Genomic DNA, 16629 nt, shown 5'->3' with positions numbered 1-16629 from the left:
ACTCTTACTCCGTTTCCTCGCCGAGCAAATGGCCGACAGTAATCTCCAAGGCTTTGGCAATAATCAGTACTTCGAAGTCTTGTACCAGTCGATCTTGGCCTTCTAGACGTGATAGACTGGTCGGACTGAGATCAAGACCCAAAGTCTGCAGACGAGCCAGAAACTCCTTTTGCTTCATCTTCCTTGCTTTGCGAATGACAACAACCCGGGAACCGATAATATTTTTGTCGCCAGGCGGGTCTTTTCGATGCTTCATGGTGGACACCTCACAATGGTTTACATTGTACGAAATGGCATGGTTGTTTTAATGCGAATATCGAATTAAAATAAAATAAACCGATAATCGCATTAAAATCTGCCGTCGTTGTCTACTATTTACAAAGGAATGGGTATGTAAACCGAACAGAGGAGTGGATGAATGAGCCGTTTTCTAAAAATATTGGAAAAGGAACGGCAAAAGCTGAACCAACTTGGATTAGAATCGTTAAAACAATCAATTCCGTTGGCAGATAATCCAAAGGTTCAGAAGCAAAGCCGTATCGTAGATGAATTGGTTGCTCAATATCAACAAAGAAAGGCCAAACGACGTCATACGGTGAGATAAAGGGAGGAAGGGGGCAGGGGCATTTGAGTTACTGCCCCATTGTCAGTTTTTTTTAGAGTAGCAGCAAGATGAACAAGGTTTAGGGCTCGTGGTCTGATTAATCGTTAGCTTGGGAGTGATGCAGATGGAGATCAAAATTAACCGGGAGATCCGGGCGTATACGGAAAGCTTATTCTTTGGACTGTCCTTGCGGCAGTTCTTTTTTTCTGTTTTGGCTGTAGGAGCGGCGATTGGCCTGTACTTTGGCTTACGCAACCATTTTGGAATCGAAACGGTGAGTTGGATGTGTATCCTGGGGGCTGCTCCTTACGCCGCGCTGGGCTTCATTGAGTATCACGGCATGACCGCAGAGCAATTGTTATGGGCGTATATAAAGTCGGAGTTTTTGATGCCGAAGCGGCTCGTCTTCCATTCGACCAACCATTATGTTGAAGCGTTGCGGGTGAAGCTACGGCAGCGTGGTCTGGAGGAGACACGATGATTAAAACGCTCAAGCGCATCCTGAGCCAAGACAAGGAACGTTTTGTCGTTCCAAAGGGTGTTCAGCAAGCGATCCCGATTCGAGCCATGTGGCCGGACGGGATTTTTTTGGTTGGCAACAAATTTTCTAAGTCTTTTTGCTTTGAGGATATTAATTATGCTGTGGCCTCACGAGAGGACAAGGAAGCGATGTTCCTCGCATACGGAGAGTTGCTTAATTCGTTGGACAGCGGTGCAACGACGAAAATTACAATCAACAACCGCCGACTGAACCGGACGGACCTGGCCGATTCGATTTTGATCCCGTTGCGGGAGGACGGCTTAGACTCGTACCGGGAAGAATATAATCGTATGCTGCTCGACAAAGCGACCGGTGCCAATGAAACGTATCAGGAAAAATATATCACCGTCTCGATTGCAAAAAAGAACATTGAGGAAGCGCGGCAATATTTTGCGCGGATCGGTGCCGAGTTGTCCGGGCATTTTACACGGCTCGGCTCCAAATGTACGGAGCTGAATGCGACGGATCGCTTGCGCAGACTACATGATTTTTACCGAATAGGCGAAGAGGGCGGATTTCGTTTCGATTTGTCGGAAACGATGCGCAAGGGGCATGATTTCAAGGACTATATCTGTCCAGATACGCTGGAGTTTGAGCGGGATCATTTTCGGATGGGGCGTTTCTACGGCCGCGTGATCTTCCTGCGGGAATACGCCAGCTATATCAAGGACAGCATGGTTGCCGAGCTGTGCGACCTGAATCGAAACCTGCTGCTGTCGCTCGATGTCATCCCGATCCCGACCGACGAGGCGGTGAGGGAGGTGGAAAACCGGCTGCTTGGCGTGGAGACCAACATTACGAACTGGCAGCGGCGGCAAAATAAGAACAACAACTTTTCGGCGGTTATCCCTTATAACATGGAGCAGCAGCGCAAGGAGAGCAAGGAGTTTCTGGACGACCTGACCACCCGGGATCAGCGAATGATGTTCGGATTACTCACGATGGTGCATATTGCAGAGAGCAAGGAGCAGCTTGACCAGGATACCGAAGCCTTACTGACGACAGCCCGCAAGCATCTGTGCCAGCTTGCTCCGCTGACCTTCCAGCAGATGGACGGCCTGAATACAGTGTTGCCGTATGGGCTGCGCAAGGTACAGGCGTTGCGGACGCTCACGACCGAAAGCACGGCAGTCTTCATCCCGTTTCGCGCCCAGGAGGTCATGCATCCCGGCGGCGTTTACCAAGGGCAGAACGTCATCAGCAAAAACATGATCTTTGCCAGTCGCAAGCAATTGCTTAACGGAAACAGCTTTATTTTGGGCGTTCCCGGCTCCGGCAAAAGCTTCACGGCAAAACGGGAAATCGTGAATCAGGTGCTGGCAAGCGACGATGATGTGATCCTGATCGACCCGGAAAGGGAATATTCCGCCTTGGTGAAGGCGCTTGGCGGCGAGACGATTCATATCTCGGCCACATCGCCGAACCACATTAATGCCATGGATTTGAACCGGCAGTATGGCGACGGAGCCAATCCGATCATTCTGAAGTCCGAGTTTGTGTTGTCGCTGTGTGAGCAGTTGATGGGCGGGTATCCGCTCGGGGCGAAGGAAAAATCGCTGATCGACCGTTGCACCGCCAGTGTCTATCGAAGTTTTTTGCAGAGCCAGTATAAGGGGGAGCCTCCGACGCTACGAGACTTCCATGCGGAGCTGCTTAGGCAAGCGGAGCCGGAGGCACAGGACATCGCACTCGCGATAGAATTGTTCACGTCGGGTAGCCTGAACACCTTTGCCCAACCGACCAACGTGAATGTTCATAATCGGCTGATCAGCTACGACATATTGGATTTGGGCAAACAATTGCTGCCGATTGGGATGCTGGTTGTGCTAGATAGCATTATCAACCGCATCACGCAAAACCGGGTAAAGGGCAAAAACACGTATATCTTCATTGATGAAATCTATTTGCTGTTCCAGCACGAATATAGCGCTAACTTTCTGTACGCCTTGTGGAAGCGCGTCCGAAAGTATGGTGCTTTTTGTACGGGCATTACGCAGAACGTGGACGATTTGCTGCAAAGCCATACCGCCCGAACGATGCTGGCTAATAGCGAATTTATCGTGATGCTTAACCAGTCCAGCACCGATCGGAAGGAGCTCGCTGAGCTGCTGAACATTTCGGACTTGCAGCTCTCCTACATTACCAATGTGGACGCCGGAAACGGATTGATGAAGATCGGCAACTCGTTGGTACCCTTCGCCGATCAGTTCCCGCGGGACACAATGCTGTATCAATTGATGACGACGAAGCCAGGGGAATAAACATGCCTGATTTCGCCGCGTTCTACTTGAGCTAGATAGCTGCCCGCCATGCCAATGCGCTCGCTAAGTAACAATCAGTTCAAAGTATGATGAAACCTCAAAAGGGAGGAACTGTGGCACTGGGCCTAGGTTCCTCCCATTTTATCATAGAATCAAGTATTCCAGCTATCCAAAGAGAGTTTGGCGAGCCGTTTGCTTGATCTTTTTTCGCAAGCGATAGATTCGCGTTGTGACAGCCGTTTTCGAGAGGTTGTATTTTTGGCTGAGCGCGTGTATGGAAAGGTGATCCTTGAAGTAATCAACATAAAATTCCGTTTCCGTGCGGCTGAGCTGCTGCAAGACATGACGAACCATTTTGTTCATGTCCAATGTGCCGATTAAAACCTCGTACAATTCACAACTATTGGCTGTCAGTTGATTGGCTATGCTGTCGCTGATCGCAATTTCGTACTTTCGTCGTCGATAGAGCTTCCGGTAATAAGCGTTCACTTGATTCCTCGCGGTCTTGCACAACCATCCCGCTAGATTAGGATGAGCCTGCAAGGCCGTGATATTCTCTTGCACCTGTACAAAGGTGTTCTGCGCACATTCCTCGGCCATCTCGATAGCCTGTCCCCTCATTAGCCTCTTGCAGTAGTTCAAAACTCGGGTGAAATACTTGCGAAACACATCCACGAAAAACGTTTCATTACTCCTGAGCTTCATCAAATTCGCGTCCTCCTTCTAATTCAGGTACAAAGACAACGACTAATGGAACGGAGCGGCTGGCAAATCCCCTCCGTAATCTAAATTGGTTCCAAAGGCGTTGTTCATTCCTAGATGGAGTGCCTCCTGCGAGCGGACACTCCCGATATATGGTGTCGAATCCCTAATCCCTTCGTCATAGAGCAATAATTTTTTGACGTTTTATGTGATTTTGCGACTATAAAGCGACATTATATATAAGGGAATATTAACCTAATTTAGATTCTTCAACCAATAGTCTTTTAGAACTAAATAATTTAAGTGGAGTATCAGGCTTGAGGTTTCGATCATCCATCATTTGCATCTCGGTTAGCGCCAAGACAACTCGAGACAAGCAATCACAGTGGTGCTGCCTTGCAGGCAGGAGCTGATAGATATGCGATCTCCTCGAACGCACGATCGTTTAGTTACTTTCCGATTTCTTGCTGCCGGTAGTGGGCAGTCTGCTTTCTTGAGTCAATCGGTTATTCGTTGGCCGAAATATGTTGGTGCCGGAACCTCTCAAGCTGGAGGTTCTTTTTGTTTGCCAGAACGTCGAAGGAAGCGATGGGCAAGCAGCAAGGGCTGCCGTTCTCCGCCTCCGGTTTGGTTTATCAAAAAAACCAATCTGGAGGCGGTAATAATGAAGCTAAAAGTCAACCTGCGCGAAATCTATCCCTTCTATCAAACGGATGTTTGGGTGGAGGTAGAAGAAGAGATGGCTCGTGAACTGAGACAGTTTGAATTAGATGAAAACGCATATATTTTAAAGCGATATCGTAATCGTGCCTATTTCTCCCTGAATCGGGAGGATGGTATTGAGCAAGAAGCCTTGTACAATACGGCTTCTCCAGAGGAGCTGCTGTTACATAAGGCTTCCCGTGAAGAATTGTACAAAGCCCTGTGTCAATTGCCGGACAAATGGGTGCAACGCATTTATGCGCATTATATGTTGGGTATGAGCAAAGTAGCGATCGCGCGATCGGAGCAAATTGATGAAAGTACCGTTCGTAAGTCGATTGAACGGGGACTTCATCGACTAGCACGGTTGTTAAAATCGGAGTAGATGAGCCGTGAGATCGGTAGAAAGATCATCATTTGAAACATAACATATGGAACGTAGAGTGCCCGATTCGAGCTCCAAAATGAAACGGATAGTAGAAGGACTTTTTTGGCCTTCTTGCTTCTATCGATTATTTTGAGAGGTGAATAAACATGAAGCCCACTTTATTCCTAGACTCCGAACACGAAGCCTTCTACTATCGGATGCTGGATGAATGTCGAAACGTAGACGGCTATCATCGCGCATTGTTTTACACGCTGGGTATATCCAAGGATACCCGCGGAAACATTCACGACGTATTCGACTTTTCTAACGGGGGGATTAAGCCGGAGGGCTTGTCCGCCCCATGGCAAACGGGCAGTTCTGTCCGTACTTGCCGCTTGGCATTTAATCTCTGGAATGGCTGGAGCCAGGCTGGAGCGGAACGATATTCCACTCCGCACGAGCTTTTCGATTGTGGTTTTGCTCCTTACTTTGTTGAAGCAATCCGTCTTCGCTATCCCGAATACTGCAAGGTTCAAATCCCTCCCGTTAAGTTCAAAGCAGAACGCAGCCGGTAGGTAGGGAGGGTAATAGCGGTGAAAAAGCTAAAAACCAAACGTATCGTCAAGTCGATCAAGCAGATTAACAAGCAGGCTCGCGTACTCCAGAGAGGGGTACTTCGAAGGAACAACACCGCCCGCTACAGAGAGCAGGAGCGGCCTCGTTCTACTTCGGAGGAGATACAGGACCGCAATGATGCGAATATGCAGCGAGCAATAGGAAGCATCGTACGTGTATCAATGGTAGCTGCAACCATTATCCGAAAGCGATGGCACCTTGTCGATCAGGCATATCATTCTCATCCAGAAGCCGACCGAGATTCGCGGGCGAGCATGCCTATCCGATTAATGCGGTGGCCAATTAACGGGATGAAACCACGAAACGCAAGGCGGAAATCGCAGCGCTTAACTGGAAAGGCGGTGGGTCAACACCTGCCTGAGAGGCAACCAGCCGGGAAAAAGAGGGTTGGACATGAAACAGCCAGTATCAAAGCGGCCCACAACGTAAAAGTGAAAGGATATGCGCCGCGGCGGATGGCCGCTGCGGCGGCTTCTCCGTTAGCGGAGAAGATGAAACAGAAAGGAACAATTCGCCAGAGGATAGCGCTTAAGATGGTGGATCGCACGATTAAGTCTGTTCATCTCTCCGCATCAGAGGCAGGTCATGCTCGTAAGGAAGCAAAGCATGATGTTCAGCAGAAGCGAATGCTACAGACTGTAACCCAGGCTCGGCATTCGATTCATGCGGCACGAGCAGTCGCTCACATGAATCTTCGTTTGATGAAAATACTCGTTCGAGCCATAGCACTATTGGTGAAGGGAATGGCTGCTCTAATGGGAGTCAGCAGTAGCGTTATTATCCTGCTATGCATCATTATGATCATCGCGGCGCTTCTCTCCTCCCCGTTTGCCATATTCGTGGCAGATGAAAATACAGAACCCGGTACACAGAAGCTATCGTTGATTGTAGAGGAGTTGGATGAACAATTTAAGACTCGATTGGTGCAGGAACGTCAGGCGGCTGGAAATGTAGATCGCGTAGAAATGCATTACGTTGGCAGCGCGGACAACAGCCGTATCGACAACTGGCCGGAGGTATTGGCCGTTTTTTCGGTCAAAACGTCCATGTCCACGGTGGGCATCGACGTGGCAACGATGGATCGCAAGCGGGTAGAACTGTTGCAAACGGTTTATTGGGATATGAATCAGCTCGATTCGCATGTGGAGACGCTGGAGCTTACGGAAATGGTAGTCATTGAGCAGGAGGATGGAAGTACAGAGGAACAACAGGTGACACAATATGAACGTGTCTTGCGTCTATCGATTACAGCCCGAACGGCAGAGCAGCAAGCGGCTTTCTATGATTTTAATTCTGAGCAGACCGATATGATAAACGAATTGTTGTCAGCCGAATTTCGTCCCATGATGCTTGCGCTACTTGGCAAGGACGAGCATGTAGGCTTGTCATCCGGGGAGCTTGAGGCGGTCCGAACAGACTTACCAGCGGGGGTGCTTGGAAGCCAGGCTGTTGATATGGCGTTGACTCGGCTGGGTGATCCTTACAGTCAGCTAAAGGCAGGACAGGGCAACTTTACAGATTGCAGCTATCTCGTTCAGTGGGTGTATCAGCAATTGGAAGTCGGTTTGCCAAGAACGGCGGCAGAGCAGGCGCGTTTTATCGTAGAAATCGGACTGACACTAACTGCTGATGAACTAATGGCTGGCGACCTAATTTTCTGGAGCTACGAGCAAAATGGGCGATTTATGGATATAACGCATGTCGGCATTTATGCCGGTAACGGCATGGTCATTGACGCATCCTCCAGTCGCTTGCAGGTTGTATATCGGAAAGTATTCGACGCCGAACTTCAAGTGATGTATGGCAGGCCATATTTTCAGGGGGAGAAAACCGGAATTTATTAAACGAGGTTTTGTGAAGTGGCCTGTAAACGTATCACAGCCCTGCAGCCCTTCGGTCATTTTACAGATGATCTGTACGGTTTTCATAAAAAACATAATTTTTCGAACCGTTTTTTGACTCGTTTAATATGCCAGAATCCCATGTACCATAATGCTCCGAAAATGCAGGATTACGTGAGGCCACAAGTGGCAATCGGTAGAAACTATACAATAACTACAAAAGCACCATGCACAATCATTATGCGCATTCTAGAGTGATAAATCTCTACGATCGCTTGGCCGAATCAATTGGAGCAGGACCCGACTTACCTGGTGCCAAGTCCTCATTTATCGGATGAGTTTCCCTGGCTATCGACCCTCTCAGGTATCTCATCCACCAAACGCGAGACATCGATCGTGATCACATAATAAGGGTATATTCAGGCTGTATTGAGCGGAATAATGAAGCTTAAAAAAGCTAATATATTTATAGAGCCTCATTAATATATTCGTACTGCTTAAAAGAGGGAAGAGTTTAAAATGATGAAATCCTACAATTAAGAGGTGAAGGTTATGATGACGGGGACAAAAGGGAATACGACCTATTATCGACTTTATATAGACGGACTATGGATGGATTCGGCCTCCGGGCGCTTGACTGAGGTGTTGAACCCGGCCAATGAAGAAGTGATTGGATATGTCAGCGATGCGGACCTGGAGGATGTGCAGAAGGCGCTGCTCTCCTCGGAGAAAGCTCAGCGCTCGTGGAAGCTGCTGCCTGCTGTTGAGCGGGCTCGGTATTTGGTCAAGCTGGTGGACCGCATCCAAGAGGAGCGGGAGCATTTCGCCCGGCTGCTTGTGCTTGAGCAAGGCAAGACCTATCGCGAGGCGCTTGGCGAAGTCGACGATACGATGGCTTATTTCATGTACGCGGCGGAATCGGCTACCCGCTTGAAGGGCGATGTGCTGCCGGCTAACCGTCAGGGCGAGATGCTTATGATTCAGAAGGTGCCGTACGGCGTCACTGTAGGGCTGTGCGCCTGGAACTATCCCCTCGCGCTCATTGGCCGCAAGCTGGGCCCGGCGCTGGTGACAGGGAACACGATGATCATTAAGCCGCATGAGCTCACGCCGATTGCGTCTGCCGAGCTGTTCCGTCTCATTGATGAGGTTGGCTTCCCGCCTGGAGTGGCCAATCTCGTTACGGGCACAGGCGTGGAGGTCGGAGGGGCGCTGGTCAGCAGTCCCATTACGAAGCTAGTCACTGTTACGGGCAGCGTTAGAGCGGGACAGGCGATCTACAAGGCGGCGTCGGACAACATTACGGCGTTATCTCTGGAGCTGGGCGGCAAAGCGCCGTTTGTTGTGCTGGAGGACGCTGATGTGGATCAAGCGGTAGAAGCGGCTGTTGGCGCGCGCTTCGCGAACTGCGGGCAGGTGTGCATCTGCAATGAGATGGTGCTTGTGCATGAGAGCATTGCCGATGCATTTACGGAGAAGCTGCTGGAGCGAGTGAAGTCCATTAAGCTAGGCGATCCCTTCGACGAGTCGGTGACGATGGGGCCGAAGGCGAACGGGCGGGATCTGGAGAAGATTGATGCTATCGTGCAGGAGACGGTCCGACAAGGCGCTACTCTGGCTGCCGGCGGCAAACGTCCAACAGGAGACGGGTTCCAGAAGGGCTACTGGTACGAGCCGACGGTACTCACGAATGTTACGCCTGATATGGCTGCAGCACGAGAAGAGATCTTTGGACCGGTCCTGCCGATTGTTCGGATCGGAAGCTTCGAGGAAGCGGTGAGCATCATTAATGCCAGCGAGCTTGGCTTATCGGCTTATCTGTACACCAATGATTATCGCAAGCTGATGCAGGCAATCCAGGTGCTGGAGGTGGGAACGGTATTCCTGAACCAAGGCATGTCAGGCTGCATGCAGGGCCATCACAGCGGCCATAAGCTGAGCGGCATCGGCGGCGAGGATGGCGAATACGGTATTGAGGGCTATCTCCAAAAGCGTACTGTTTACTTGAATTATGCCTAATAGAGGTTAAGAAGCCATATAGGAGCAGCGGGGCTGAAAGGTTAAGCCCTCGCTGCTCTTTCTTGTACAGGCTGGGAGAACGCTTACGATTTTTATAGGATTGCCATGCAAATGCTTAAGATATTTATGCGATTGGCCCAGCATAGTTCGATAGAATGAAGGGGCAGATGAATCGGAAAGGGGTTAACAAGGAATGAAGCGACACAGTTTGATGATTCTGGTCTTCCTCCTCATGATGGGAGCGTTCTCATCGCAGGCGTATGGCATGTCCTCCAAGCACTGGGCGGATGGCACAATACAGGCTTGGGTGCAGGCGGGATATGTTGAGGCGGCATCAGAAGAGGTAAAAAATCCGAATCGCGCGCTCTCTCGCGAGGATGCGGCGAAGCTGATTGGGAGCTCCATCGGCTGGGAAGCCATGGATGCTTCGAGACAGTCGAATGCGGGAGCAGCGGCTTGGGCTGTTCAAGCGTCCCAAGGTAAGTCTATTGATCAGGCCAATAAAGGAGTTACTCGAGAGGAAGCTGTCATTGTCGCTTCTGCATTCATAAGCGATGATGCTGCAGGAAGCGTTGAGCTGGACCGGATTTTCCGGGATATTGCCGGTATGAGCGCTGAAGGGAAGGCGGCGCTTAAGACCGTATATGGTGCTGGAGTGTTCGTAGGCAACGGGAGCAAGCTGCGCCCTCAAGCGAAAATTACGTTCGCAGAGCTGGTGACAGCGCTTGACCGTGTCATCTCGCATCGATATGGATTCCCTTCTCTTGATTTCGAGAATGGTGCAATTCCAGACTTTGTAACGACAGGAGATTCCACGATTGAGGTTGTCCACAACGAGGCAACGGACTCCAAGGCGCTAAAGGTCGTGTACGCCGCTGCGGACTTCCCGACTGTCAAATTCACGGCGACTACGCCTTGGCAATTCGGCAGCGGCAAAGCATTGTCCTTCGAGGTCACGAATCCGACGGACAAGGACATTACCTTCTATCTGCGTATGGATGATGACAAAAGCGCGGACGGCGTGGCGCATTCCACTGTAAGCGCTGCCGTTGCGAAAGCAAACAGTACACAAAAATATTTTCTCAGCATGGGCTCGGAAGCGCTGGATCTCGGGATGCGGTTTCTGCCGCCCAATCCTGCCGGCAGCCAGCTTGGCTACGGCTGGGGAGAGAAGGGGCTGGACAGCAGCCATATCGTGGAATTCCAGCTGTGGCAAATGTATACGAAGCAGGAATCCACTCTCCTATTCGATAACATTGCCGTAATCGGCGATCCCAATACGGATCTCAGCTACATGGACGACCTGGTGGATGGCTATGGCCAATACAGGGGCTTGGACTGGGAGGGCAAGGTACATACCGATGGGGATTTCCTTGCTGACAAGAAGGAAGAGGCTGCTGCGCTCGCCAGCGCCAAGCCGTTGGAAACAAGCAAATATGGCGGTTGGCTGAACGGACCGAAGCTTGAAGCTACCGGGCACTTCCGTGTGGCGAAGCATGAAGGCAAGTGGACGCTGGTGGATCCCGAGGGCTACTTGTTCTTCTCCAATGGTCTTGATATCGTTCGACTGGATGATATGAATACCTGGATCTCAGGCCGGGAAAATATGTTCACGGAGCTCCCCTCCAAGGATGGAGAGCTGGGCGAGCATTACACTTATACATCCATAGTAGGGGCTCCTCCACTGGGGCAAACAGAGGGCTGGCTGTTCAACCATTACCAGGCCAATCTGGAGCGCAAATACGGACAGGACTACGTGAAGGCATGGAAGGACATCTCTGTGGATCGCTTCAAGAGCTGGGGCTTCAGCTCGATCGGTAACTGGTCGGACCCGGCATTATTCTTCGGGAAGGGCGATGAGCATGGTATCGCTTATGTTGCCAATGGCTGGACGCATTGGGGACAGCATGCCACCATTCCAAGCGGAGGCGGCTGGGCGCCGGTAGCAGATCCATTCGATCCGGCGTTCAAGACAAGCGTGGACGACATGCTGGACGAACAAATATTGGCGTATGGCGTTGAAGATGACAAGTATATGATTGGGGTGTACATCGACAACGAGATCGCTTGGGGCAATCCCGCCAATACGGGAAGCAAGTACGCGCTGATCAGCAACATTATGGCCATGGACAGCTCAGCCAAGAGCAGCTATGCCAAACGCACAATGATTGCCCACCTGAAGTCTGTTTATCAAAACAAAATTGAAAGTCTGAACAGCCAATGGGGCACCAGCTTCGCCTCCTTTGACGCTCTTGGCAAGCCTTATCAGCCGGCAGAGCTGTCCGAGGGCATGCTGCCTGACTATTCGACCATGCTGAGTCTTCTGGCGGATGAGTACTTCCGCATTGTGGATAAAGCGGTGAGCGCGAAGCTTCCCGATACCCTTTATCTGGGCTCGAGATTTGCGGAGTGGGGCACAAGCGAAGAGGTGCAGAAGGCAGCGGCGAAGTATGTGGACGTCATCAGCTTCAATGTGTATAAAGAGGATGTGGAAGGCGAAAACTGGATGCATCTTGAGGAGCTCGATATGCCGGCGATTATCGGTGAATTTGCTTTCGCTTCGGATGACAGAGGCATGTTCGGAACGGGACCAAACGCGGATACGTCGGCTGTGGATCAAGAGAATCGCGGCGAGAAGTATGTTCATTATATGGAGACTGTACTGAACAATCCTTATTTTGTCGGTGCGCATTGGTTCCAATATGTGGATCAGCCGCTGCTTGGACGCGCATGGGACGGGGAAAATTACAACCTAGGTTTTGTGGATGTAGCCGATGTGCCTTACGAGGAAATGGTTAGCGCTGCAAAGGATGTGCATGCGAGAGCATATGACATCCGGTTTCTTGGCAAGGGCACAGGTACAGGAGGCGGCCAGCCAGGCAAGGAGTGGCTGATGTCCTTTGAGTCGAACGAGGATTTGTCCATCGTTACAGCCTACAAAACAGCCGTTGTTCAGTATGGAGCCACTGGCGCAACGGATGGCAAACGGGCGATGAAGGTTAGCGTAGGTACGCTAGACGCGGATTACTCCGGAGTGGAGATCAAGCCGGCAGCCCCATGGAACCTGGGAAGCAAGCCGCTCGTGGTCGCCGATGTGACCAATCCCAATGCGCTGCCGATCCAGCTTCGCGCGAATGTAACGGATAAGAAGGGCGCGCTTCGTACGTATTATTTTGCCATTGGGGCCAAGGAATCCCGCACGATTTCGATAGCCCAGTTCAAGGCCTCCGACCCTGTATGGGGGGAGCAAGAGGGCTTCTGGGGAGCGGAAGCGACGGGGCTCGACGCTTCGGGAATCGCCTCCATTCAGCTGTATCTGTGGGAGGATGCGCCGGAGAGCGGAGATTCGTTCGTGATCGATAACCTTCGTTTGTCACAGAAGTAGGCTGTCCCGCTGGTTTGAGCACTTTGTTTCCAATTGGAAACGGGTGCTCTTTTCCACTTTGTATCTCATCCCTTACAATAAGAGGACGTGATACTGGGAAGGAGAGGTGGAGCATTGCGAGTCTTGTATGCTATAAGCCGATACATCGGCAAGTCCCTGTATCGCAAAATATTATTGTCTTATTTGATTATTATCGCTTTAATTGTATTCGTGCTCCTGTTCGACTTCTATTTCCGAACGGCTAATGACTTGCGGGCACAGGCAGTAGATAGTCATCTTCGCCTGACGCAGCAATCCGCTTCCACGCTGAACGCAAATATGACGAACGTCAAAAGCTTTGCCTGGAACTACTTTGGAGACTTTGACTTTCATCAGTTTGTGCGCGGTATGGGCACGGATCCGGAGGGACAAAGCTCTTACCGCGGCAAAATATCCAATTTTGTATACAATCATCCCATTGTATCGAATGTGGTGATCTCGCAGCTTGACGGCTTCGCTATGCGGGTAGGCGGTCTGGTATCCACCCTGATTGCCCCCAGTGAAATGCAGCGCTTGACGGAAGTCGCGATTGGAGCCAATGGCAAAGGCTTGTGGCTGCCTACGGACATGTACAATCCCAGCGCGTCAGGACAGCAGGTCGGTTACACGCTGTCGTATGTCCAAGCGATTCGACAAATTACCTTGACATCGCCCGGTCCCATTATTGGTGTGATGCATTTTACGCTGTCATCGGAATCGCTGGAGCAGTGGCTGGCGGAAAGCGAGGGGAGCCGAGAGGGCAGAACCTATCTGGTGGATAAGGAGCTTGGCACCATCGTGTATTCCAGGCATGCCGCTGAGCGGGGCAAGCGCATCTTGACCGCTGAGGAGCTGCTGATGGTGGGCAGCCAGAGCAAAGGCCACTATTACCGTTCCAGCTTAGGAGAAAACCAATTGATCGCTTATGACAGTCTGGGTCATACGGGCTGGCTTGTCGTTACGGAGGTGCCTACTCGGGTGCTGACGGAGTCTGCCGACAATTTCACGAAGCGGACGATCTGGATTGGCGTGTTCACCCTGCTGTTCTCCATGCTGTTGGCGGGATTTATATCGTCCCGCACCATTACGCCGCTTAAGCTGCTCAGCAAAGGCATGAAAGCGATTGAGAAGGGTAATTATTCCGTCGTGCTTCCCGTGCGTACCGAGGATGAGATCGGGTATCTGAGCAAATCCTTCAATCGTATGACCAGGGAGATTAACCGTCTGATCAGCAAGGTATATGAATCGGAAATAGTGAAAAAAATGCGGAAATCAAATCGCTGCAATCGCAGATTAATCCCCATTTCCTGTACAACACCTTAGGCATTATCGATAGTATCTCCTCGCTGCACGGGGACGATCGAGTATCTCTGATCAGCCGCTCGCTGGCCAAGATGTTCCGTTATAATATAAGCGGCAATGATGTGTCCAAGCTGGATGCGGAATTTCAGCAAATCAGGCTCTATTTGTCCATACAGAAAATCCGGTTCGACAGCAGGCTGGACTACACCATTTATTTGGAGCCGGGTCTGGAGCAGGTGCCGATCCCAAAGCTTCTGTTCCAGCCGCTAGTGGAGAACAGCGTCAATCATGGAATCAGCCATAGCATTGATGGCGGGATTGTCCGAATTGAAGCGATTTCTCTGAGTCAGGACGAGCTTCAGGTGAAAATATGGAATAATGGTTTGGTCATTGATGAGGAGCGGCAGCAGTGGCTGAGGGCGCTGCTGCAACTGGAGGATGCTCCTGCAGGGCTTGAACATCAACAGGCTTCTATTGGCCTTCACAATGTGCAATCCCGTATCCGCATGTTATATGGTTCGGAATGCGGCATTACGTTCAGCAGCGACGAGCAATATGGGACAACCTTTTCAATTACGATCAAAACCTATTTGCCCGACCAGGAGGCTTAAACGATATGAGAATTATGGTGTTGGATGACGAGCCCATTATTCGACAAGGCATCATCCATAAGATTCGTCAAACCGGTCTGCCTGTAGAGGTCGTAGCGGAAGCGGGGGACGGGCTCAAGGGGCTGGAGCTGATGAAGACAGCGAAGCCGGAGCTGATTGTAACGGATATTCATATGCCCGGCATGAACGGTCTGGAATTTATCCGACATGCGTTGGAGCTGGATGCCCGGGTTAAGCTGATCATTGTCACCGGCTATGATCAATTTGATTACGCCAGGCAAGCGATCAAATACGGAGTCAGCAATTATCTGGTGAAGCCGCTGGAGGACGATGAGCTGTATGCTACGCTGATGGAGCTGTTGGAGCGCAGAGAGGCGGAGCAGCAGACGGATCAGATGATTCAGGAGCTGAAGTGCGTGGCTGAAACAAGCCAGGAGGCTTCCCGTCAGCAGGCGCTTACCCAATTCCTGCAGGAAGAGGACTTCGCGGAGGCCAGCAGCGAGCTGAATGAGCTTGCGAAGCATGGAGCTGCCTTTACGGCGGTTGTCCTCCAATTGGAGCCGTTCAAGGTGCCTCATGGCTCCTTTGGTCCAGGTGAGGAGGAGCTGCTCTGGTTCGCAATCAAAAATATTGTAACGGAGCGCTTCCTGTCCAATGCTATCAGGGGCATCCTTGTGCATCATTCGCTGAGGCGCTTCGAGCTGGTGTACGTGCTTGGACTTCAGAAGGGGCAGGACAGCGCGGGAGTGACCTATACGCTGGAAGCGATTTCGTTCGGCATTCGGAAGTATCTCAAGCTGGGAGTCACGATAGGCGTAGGGCCTTATCAGCCACAAATGGCGAAGGTGCAGGAGAGCTACCGGGAAGCGAAGCAGATCGCCAGGAACGCGATCCTTCATGGAGGGAATCGGATCTATCAGGCCCAGGGCGCAGCGAATGGGGGCCAAGAGGCGCAACGGAAGTCCTTTATCGGCCAAGAGGATGTCAAGCTTCTGGAGGATTGGCTGGGCAAGTGGGAGAAGGACAAGGTTCACAAGTGGATCGAGCGGCGGCTTGGCGCCATTGTGCAGGAGCCCGCCTCCAGCTATGTGATGGTGGAATGGTTCTGCGTGGATTTGTATCTATTCCTCAACAAATATTGGATCACCCATGCCACGGATTCGCAGTGGGCGATCGGCGAGCTGACAGATTTGCAGCGAGAGCTGCAGCAAGCGACAGCATGGCATGAGATTGTCGAGCAGATGAAGCGGCTCGTTACGAATATGATTGGCTTATTGTCCAAATCCAATAATATTGAAGGAAAAGAAATTATGGAGGCGGTTCGGCTCTACTTGGAGCGCCATTACGCAGAGCCTATCCAGCTGGCGATGATTGCGGAACGGTTCTTTATTCATCCCAATTACTTCTCCAAGCGCTTTAAGGAGAAATACGGGGAATCCTTTGTTGATTTCTTGAATGGGCTTCGGATGAAGGAAGCGGCGCGGCTGCTGGTGGAGACCGATATGAAGATACGCGATATCAGCGAGAGGGTCGGTTTCGACGATGCGGCTTATTTCGGAAGCGTATTCCGCAAGCGCTTTGGCGCTACTCCAGGCCAATATAGGGATAAGAGCGCTCCGCATGCGTAGAAAGGAGGGGAG

Annotated in this window: 13 protein-coding genes; 11 read left to right on the top strand and 2 right to left on the bottom strand. The window is 51.1% G+C overall.

The features are described from left to right. Positions 1–4: 4 nt before the first annotated feature. Complete coding sequence (locus J4772_RS25325; RefSeq protein ID WP_087569035.1) at positions 5–256, bottom strand: helix-turn-helix domain-containing protein; 252 nt, start codon at positions 254–256, stop codon at positions 5–7. Between the two features lie 162 nt (positions 257–418). On the opposite strand from J4772_RS25325, the gene J4772_RS25320 reads away from it, so the two are divergent. From J4772_RS25320 to J4772_RS25310, 3 genes are all read left to right on the top strand, one after another. Then, positions 419–604: a hypothetical protein gene (locus tag J4772_RS25320; RefSeq protein WP_087569034.1), complete on the top strand. Its 186-nt coding sequence runs from the start codon at positions 419–421 to the stop codon at positions 602–604. Positions 605–728: 124 nt separating this feature from the next. Beyond that, a complete protein-coding gene (locus J4772_RS25315) occupies positions 729–1085 on the top strand; it encodes a PrgI family protein (protein ID WP_087569033.1) in 357 nt (118 codons plus the stop codon). Continuing rightward, positions 1082–3406: a VirB4-like conjugal transfer ATPase, CD1110 family gene (locus tag J4772_RS25310; RefSeq protein WP_087569032.1), complete on the top strand. Its 2325-nt coding sequence runs from the start codon at positions 1082–1084 to the stop codon at positions 3404–3406. The genes J4772_RS25315 and J4772_RS25310 overlap by 4 nt, the downstream gene beginning before the upstream one ends. 165 nt (positions 3407–3571) lie before the next feature. Here the strand turns inward: J4772_RS25310 and J4772_RS25305 are convergent, their stop codons facing one another. Further along, on the bottom strand, positions 3572–4111 hold the full coding sequence (locus tag J4772_RS25305) for an RNA polymerase sigma factor (RefSeq protein WP_087569031.1): 540 nt from the start codon (positions 4109–4111) through the stop codon (positions 3572–3574). A gap of 661 nt (positions 4112–4772) precedes the next feature. On the opposite strand from J4772_RS25305, the gene J4772_RS25300 reads away from it, so the two are divergent. The 8 genes from J4772_RS25300 to J4772_RS25265 all read left to right on the top strand — a co-directional run bounded on the left by J4772_RS25300 (position 4773) and on the right by J4772_RS25265 (position 16617). After that, complete coding sequence (locus tag J4772_RS25300) at positions 4773–5195, top strand: RNA polymerase sigma factor (protein WP_087569030.1); 423 nt, start codon at positions 4773–4775, stop codon at positions 5193–5195. 149 nt (positions 5196–5344) lie between these two features. Beyond that, positions 5345–5752, top strand: coding sequence for a DUF6075 family protein (locus J4772_RS25295; RefSeq protein WP_087569029.1), 408 nt, complete (start codon positions 5345–5347; stop codon positions 5750–5752). A gap of 18 nt (positions 5753–5770) precedes the next feature. Beyond that, positions 5771–7657: a C40 family peptidase gene (locus J4772_RS25290; protein WP_209071905.1), complete on the top strand. Its 1887-nt coding sequence runs from the start codon at positions 5771–5773 to the stop codon at positions 7655–7657. Positions 7658–8206: 549 nt separating this feature from the next. Next, positions 8207–9673 carry an aldehyde dehydrogenase family protein gene (locus J4772_RS25285; RefSeq protein ID WP_087569028.1) on the top strand — a complete coding sequence of 489 codons (1467 nt, stop codon included), beginning with the start codon at positions 8207–8209 and terminating at the stop codon, positions 9671–9673. Between the two features lie 193 nt (positions 9674–9866). After that, a complete protein-coding gene (locus tag J4772_RS25280; RefSeq protein ID WP_209071904.1) occupies positions 9867–13058 on the top strand; it encodes an S-layer homology domain-containing protein in 3192 nt (1063 codons plus the stop codon). A 114-nt stretch (positions 13059–13172) separates the two neighbouring features. Further along, complete coding sequence (locus tag J4772_RS25275) at positions 13173–14399, top strand: cache domain-containing sensor histidine kinase (protein ID WP_209071903.1); 1227 nt, start codon at positions 13173–13175, stop codon at positions 14397–14399. Beyond that, positions 14321–14989, top strand: coding sequence for a sensor histidine kinase (locus J4772_RS25270; RefSeq protein ID WP_371822917.1), 669 nt, complete (start codon positions 14321–14323; stop codon positions 14987–14989). Before J4772_RS25275 ends, J4772_RS25270 begins: the two co-directional genes overlap by 79 nt. Before the next feature lie 5 nt (positions 14990–14994). Beyond that, positions 14995–16617, top strand: coding sequence for a response regulator (locus tag J4772_RS25265; protein WP_209071901.1), 1623 nt, complete (start codon positions 14995–14997; stop codon positions 16615–16617). Positions 16618–16629: the final 12 nt, after the last annotated feature.

Source organism: Cohnella sp. LGH (assembly GCF_017671885.1).
Taxonomy (GTDB): domain Bacteria; phylum Bacillota; class Bacilli; order Paenibacillales; family Paenibacillaceae; genus Cohnella; species Cohnella phaseoli.
The sequence above is the reverse complement of the archived record's forward strand: the minus strand, read 5'-3'. Positions and strand labels throughout refer to the sequence as shown.

What these genes read in the sequence shown, in the direction of transcription:
- J4772_RS25315 (WP_087569033.1), top strand. Translation starts at nt 729, where the DNA reads ATGGAGATCAAAATTAACCGGGAGATCCGGGCGTATACGGAAAGCTTA.
- J4772_RS25295 (WP_087569029.1), top strand. Translation starts at nt 5,345, where the DNA reads ATGAAGCCCACTTTATTCCTAGACTCCGAACACGAAGCCTTCTACTAT.
- J4772_RS25325 (WP_087569035.1), bottom strand. Translation starts at nt 256, where the DNA reads ATGAAGCATCGAAAAGACCCGCCTGGCGACAAAAATATTATCGGTTCC.
- J4772_RS25265 (WP_209071901.1), top strand. Translation starts at nt 14,995, where the DNA reads ATGAGAATTATGGTGTTGGATGACGAGCCCATTATTCGACAAGGCATC.
- J4772_RS25300 (WP_087569030.1), top strand. Translation starts at nt 4,773, where the DNA reads ATGAAGCTAAAAGTCAACCTGCGCGAAATCTATCCCTTCTATCAAACG.
- J4772_RS25320 (WP_087569034.1), top strand. Translation starts at nt 419, where the DNA reads ATGAGCCGTTTTCTAAAAATATTGGAAAAGGAACGGCAAAAGCTGAAC.
- J4772_RS25285 (WP_087569028.1), top strand. Translation starts at nt 8,207, where the DNA reads ATGATGACGGGGACAAAAGGGAATACGACCTATTATCGACTTTATATA.
- J4772_RS25280 (WP_209071904.1), top strand. Translation starts at nt 9,867, where the DNA reads ATGAAGCGACACAGTTTGATGATTCTGGTCTTCCTCCTCATGATGGGA.
- J4772_RS25305 (WP_087569031.1), bottom strand. Translation starts at nt 4,111, where the DNA reads ATGAAGCTCAGGAGTAATGAAACGTTTTTCGTGGATGTGTTTCGCAAG.
- J4772_RS25310 (WP_087569032.1), top strand. Translation starts at nt 1,082, where the DNA reads ATGATTAAAACGCTCAAGCGCATCCTGAGCCAAGACAAGGAACGTTTT.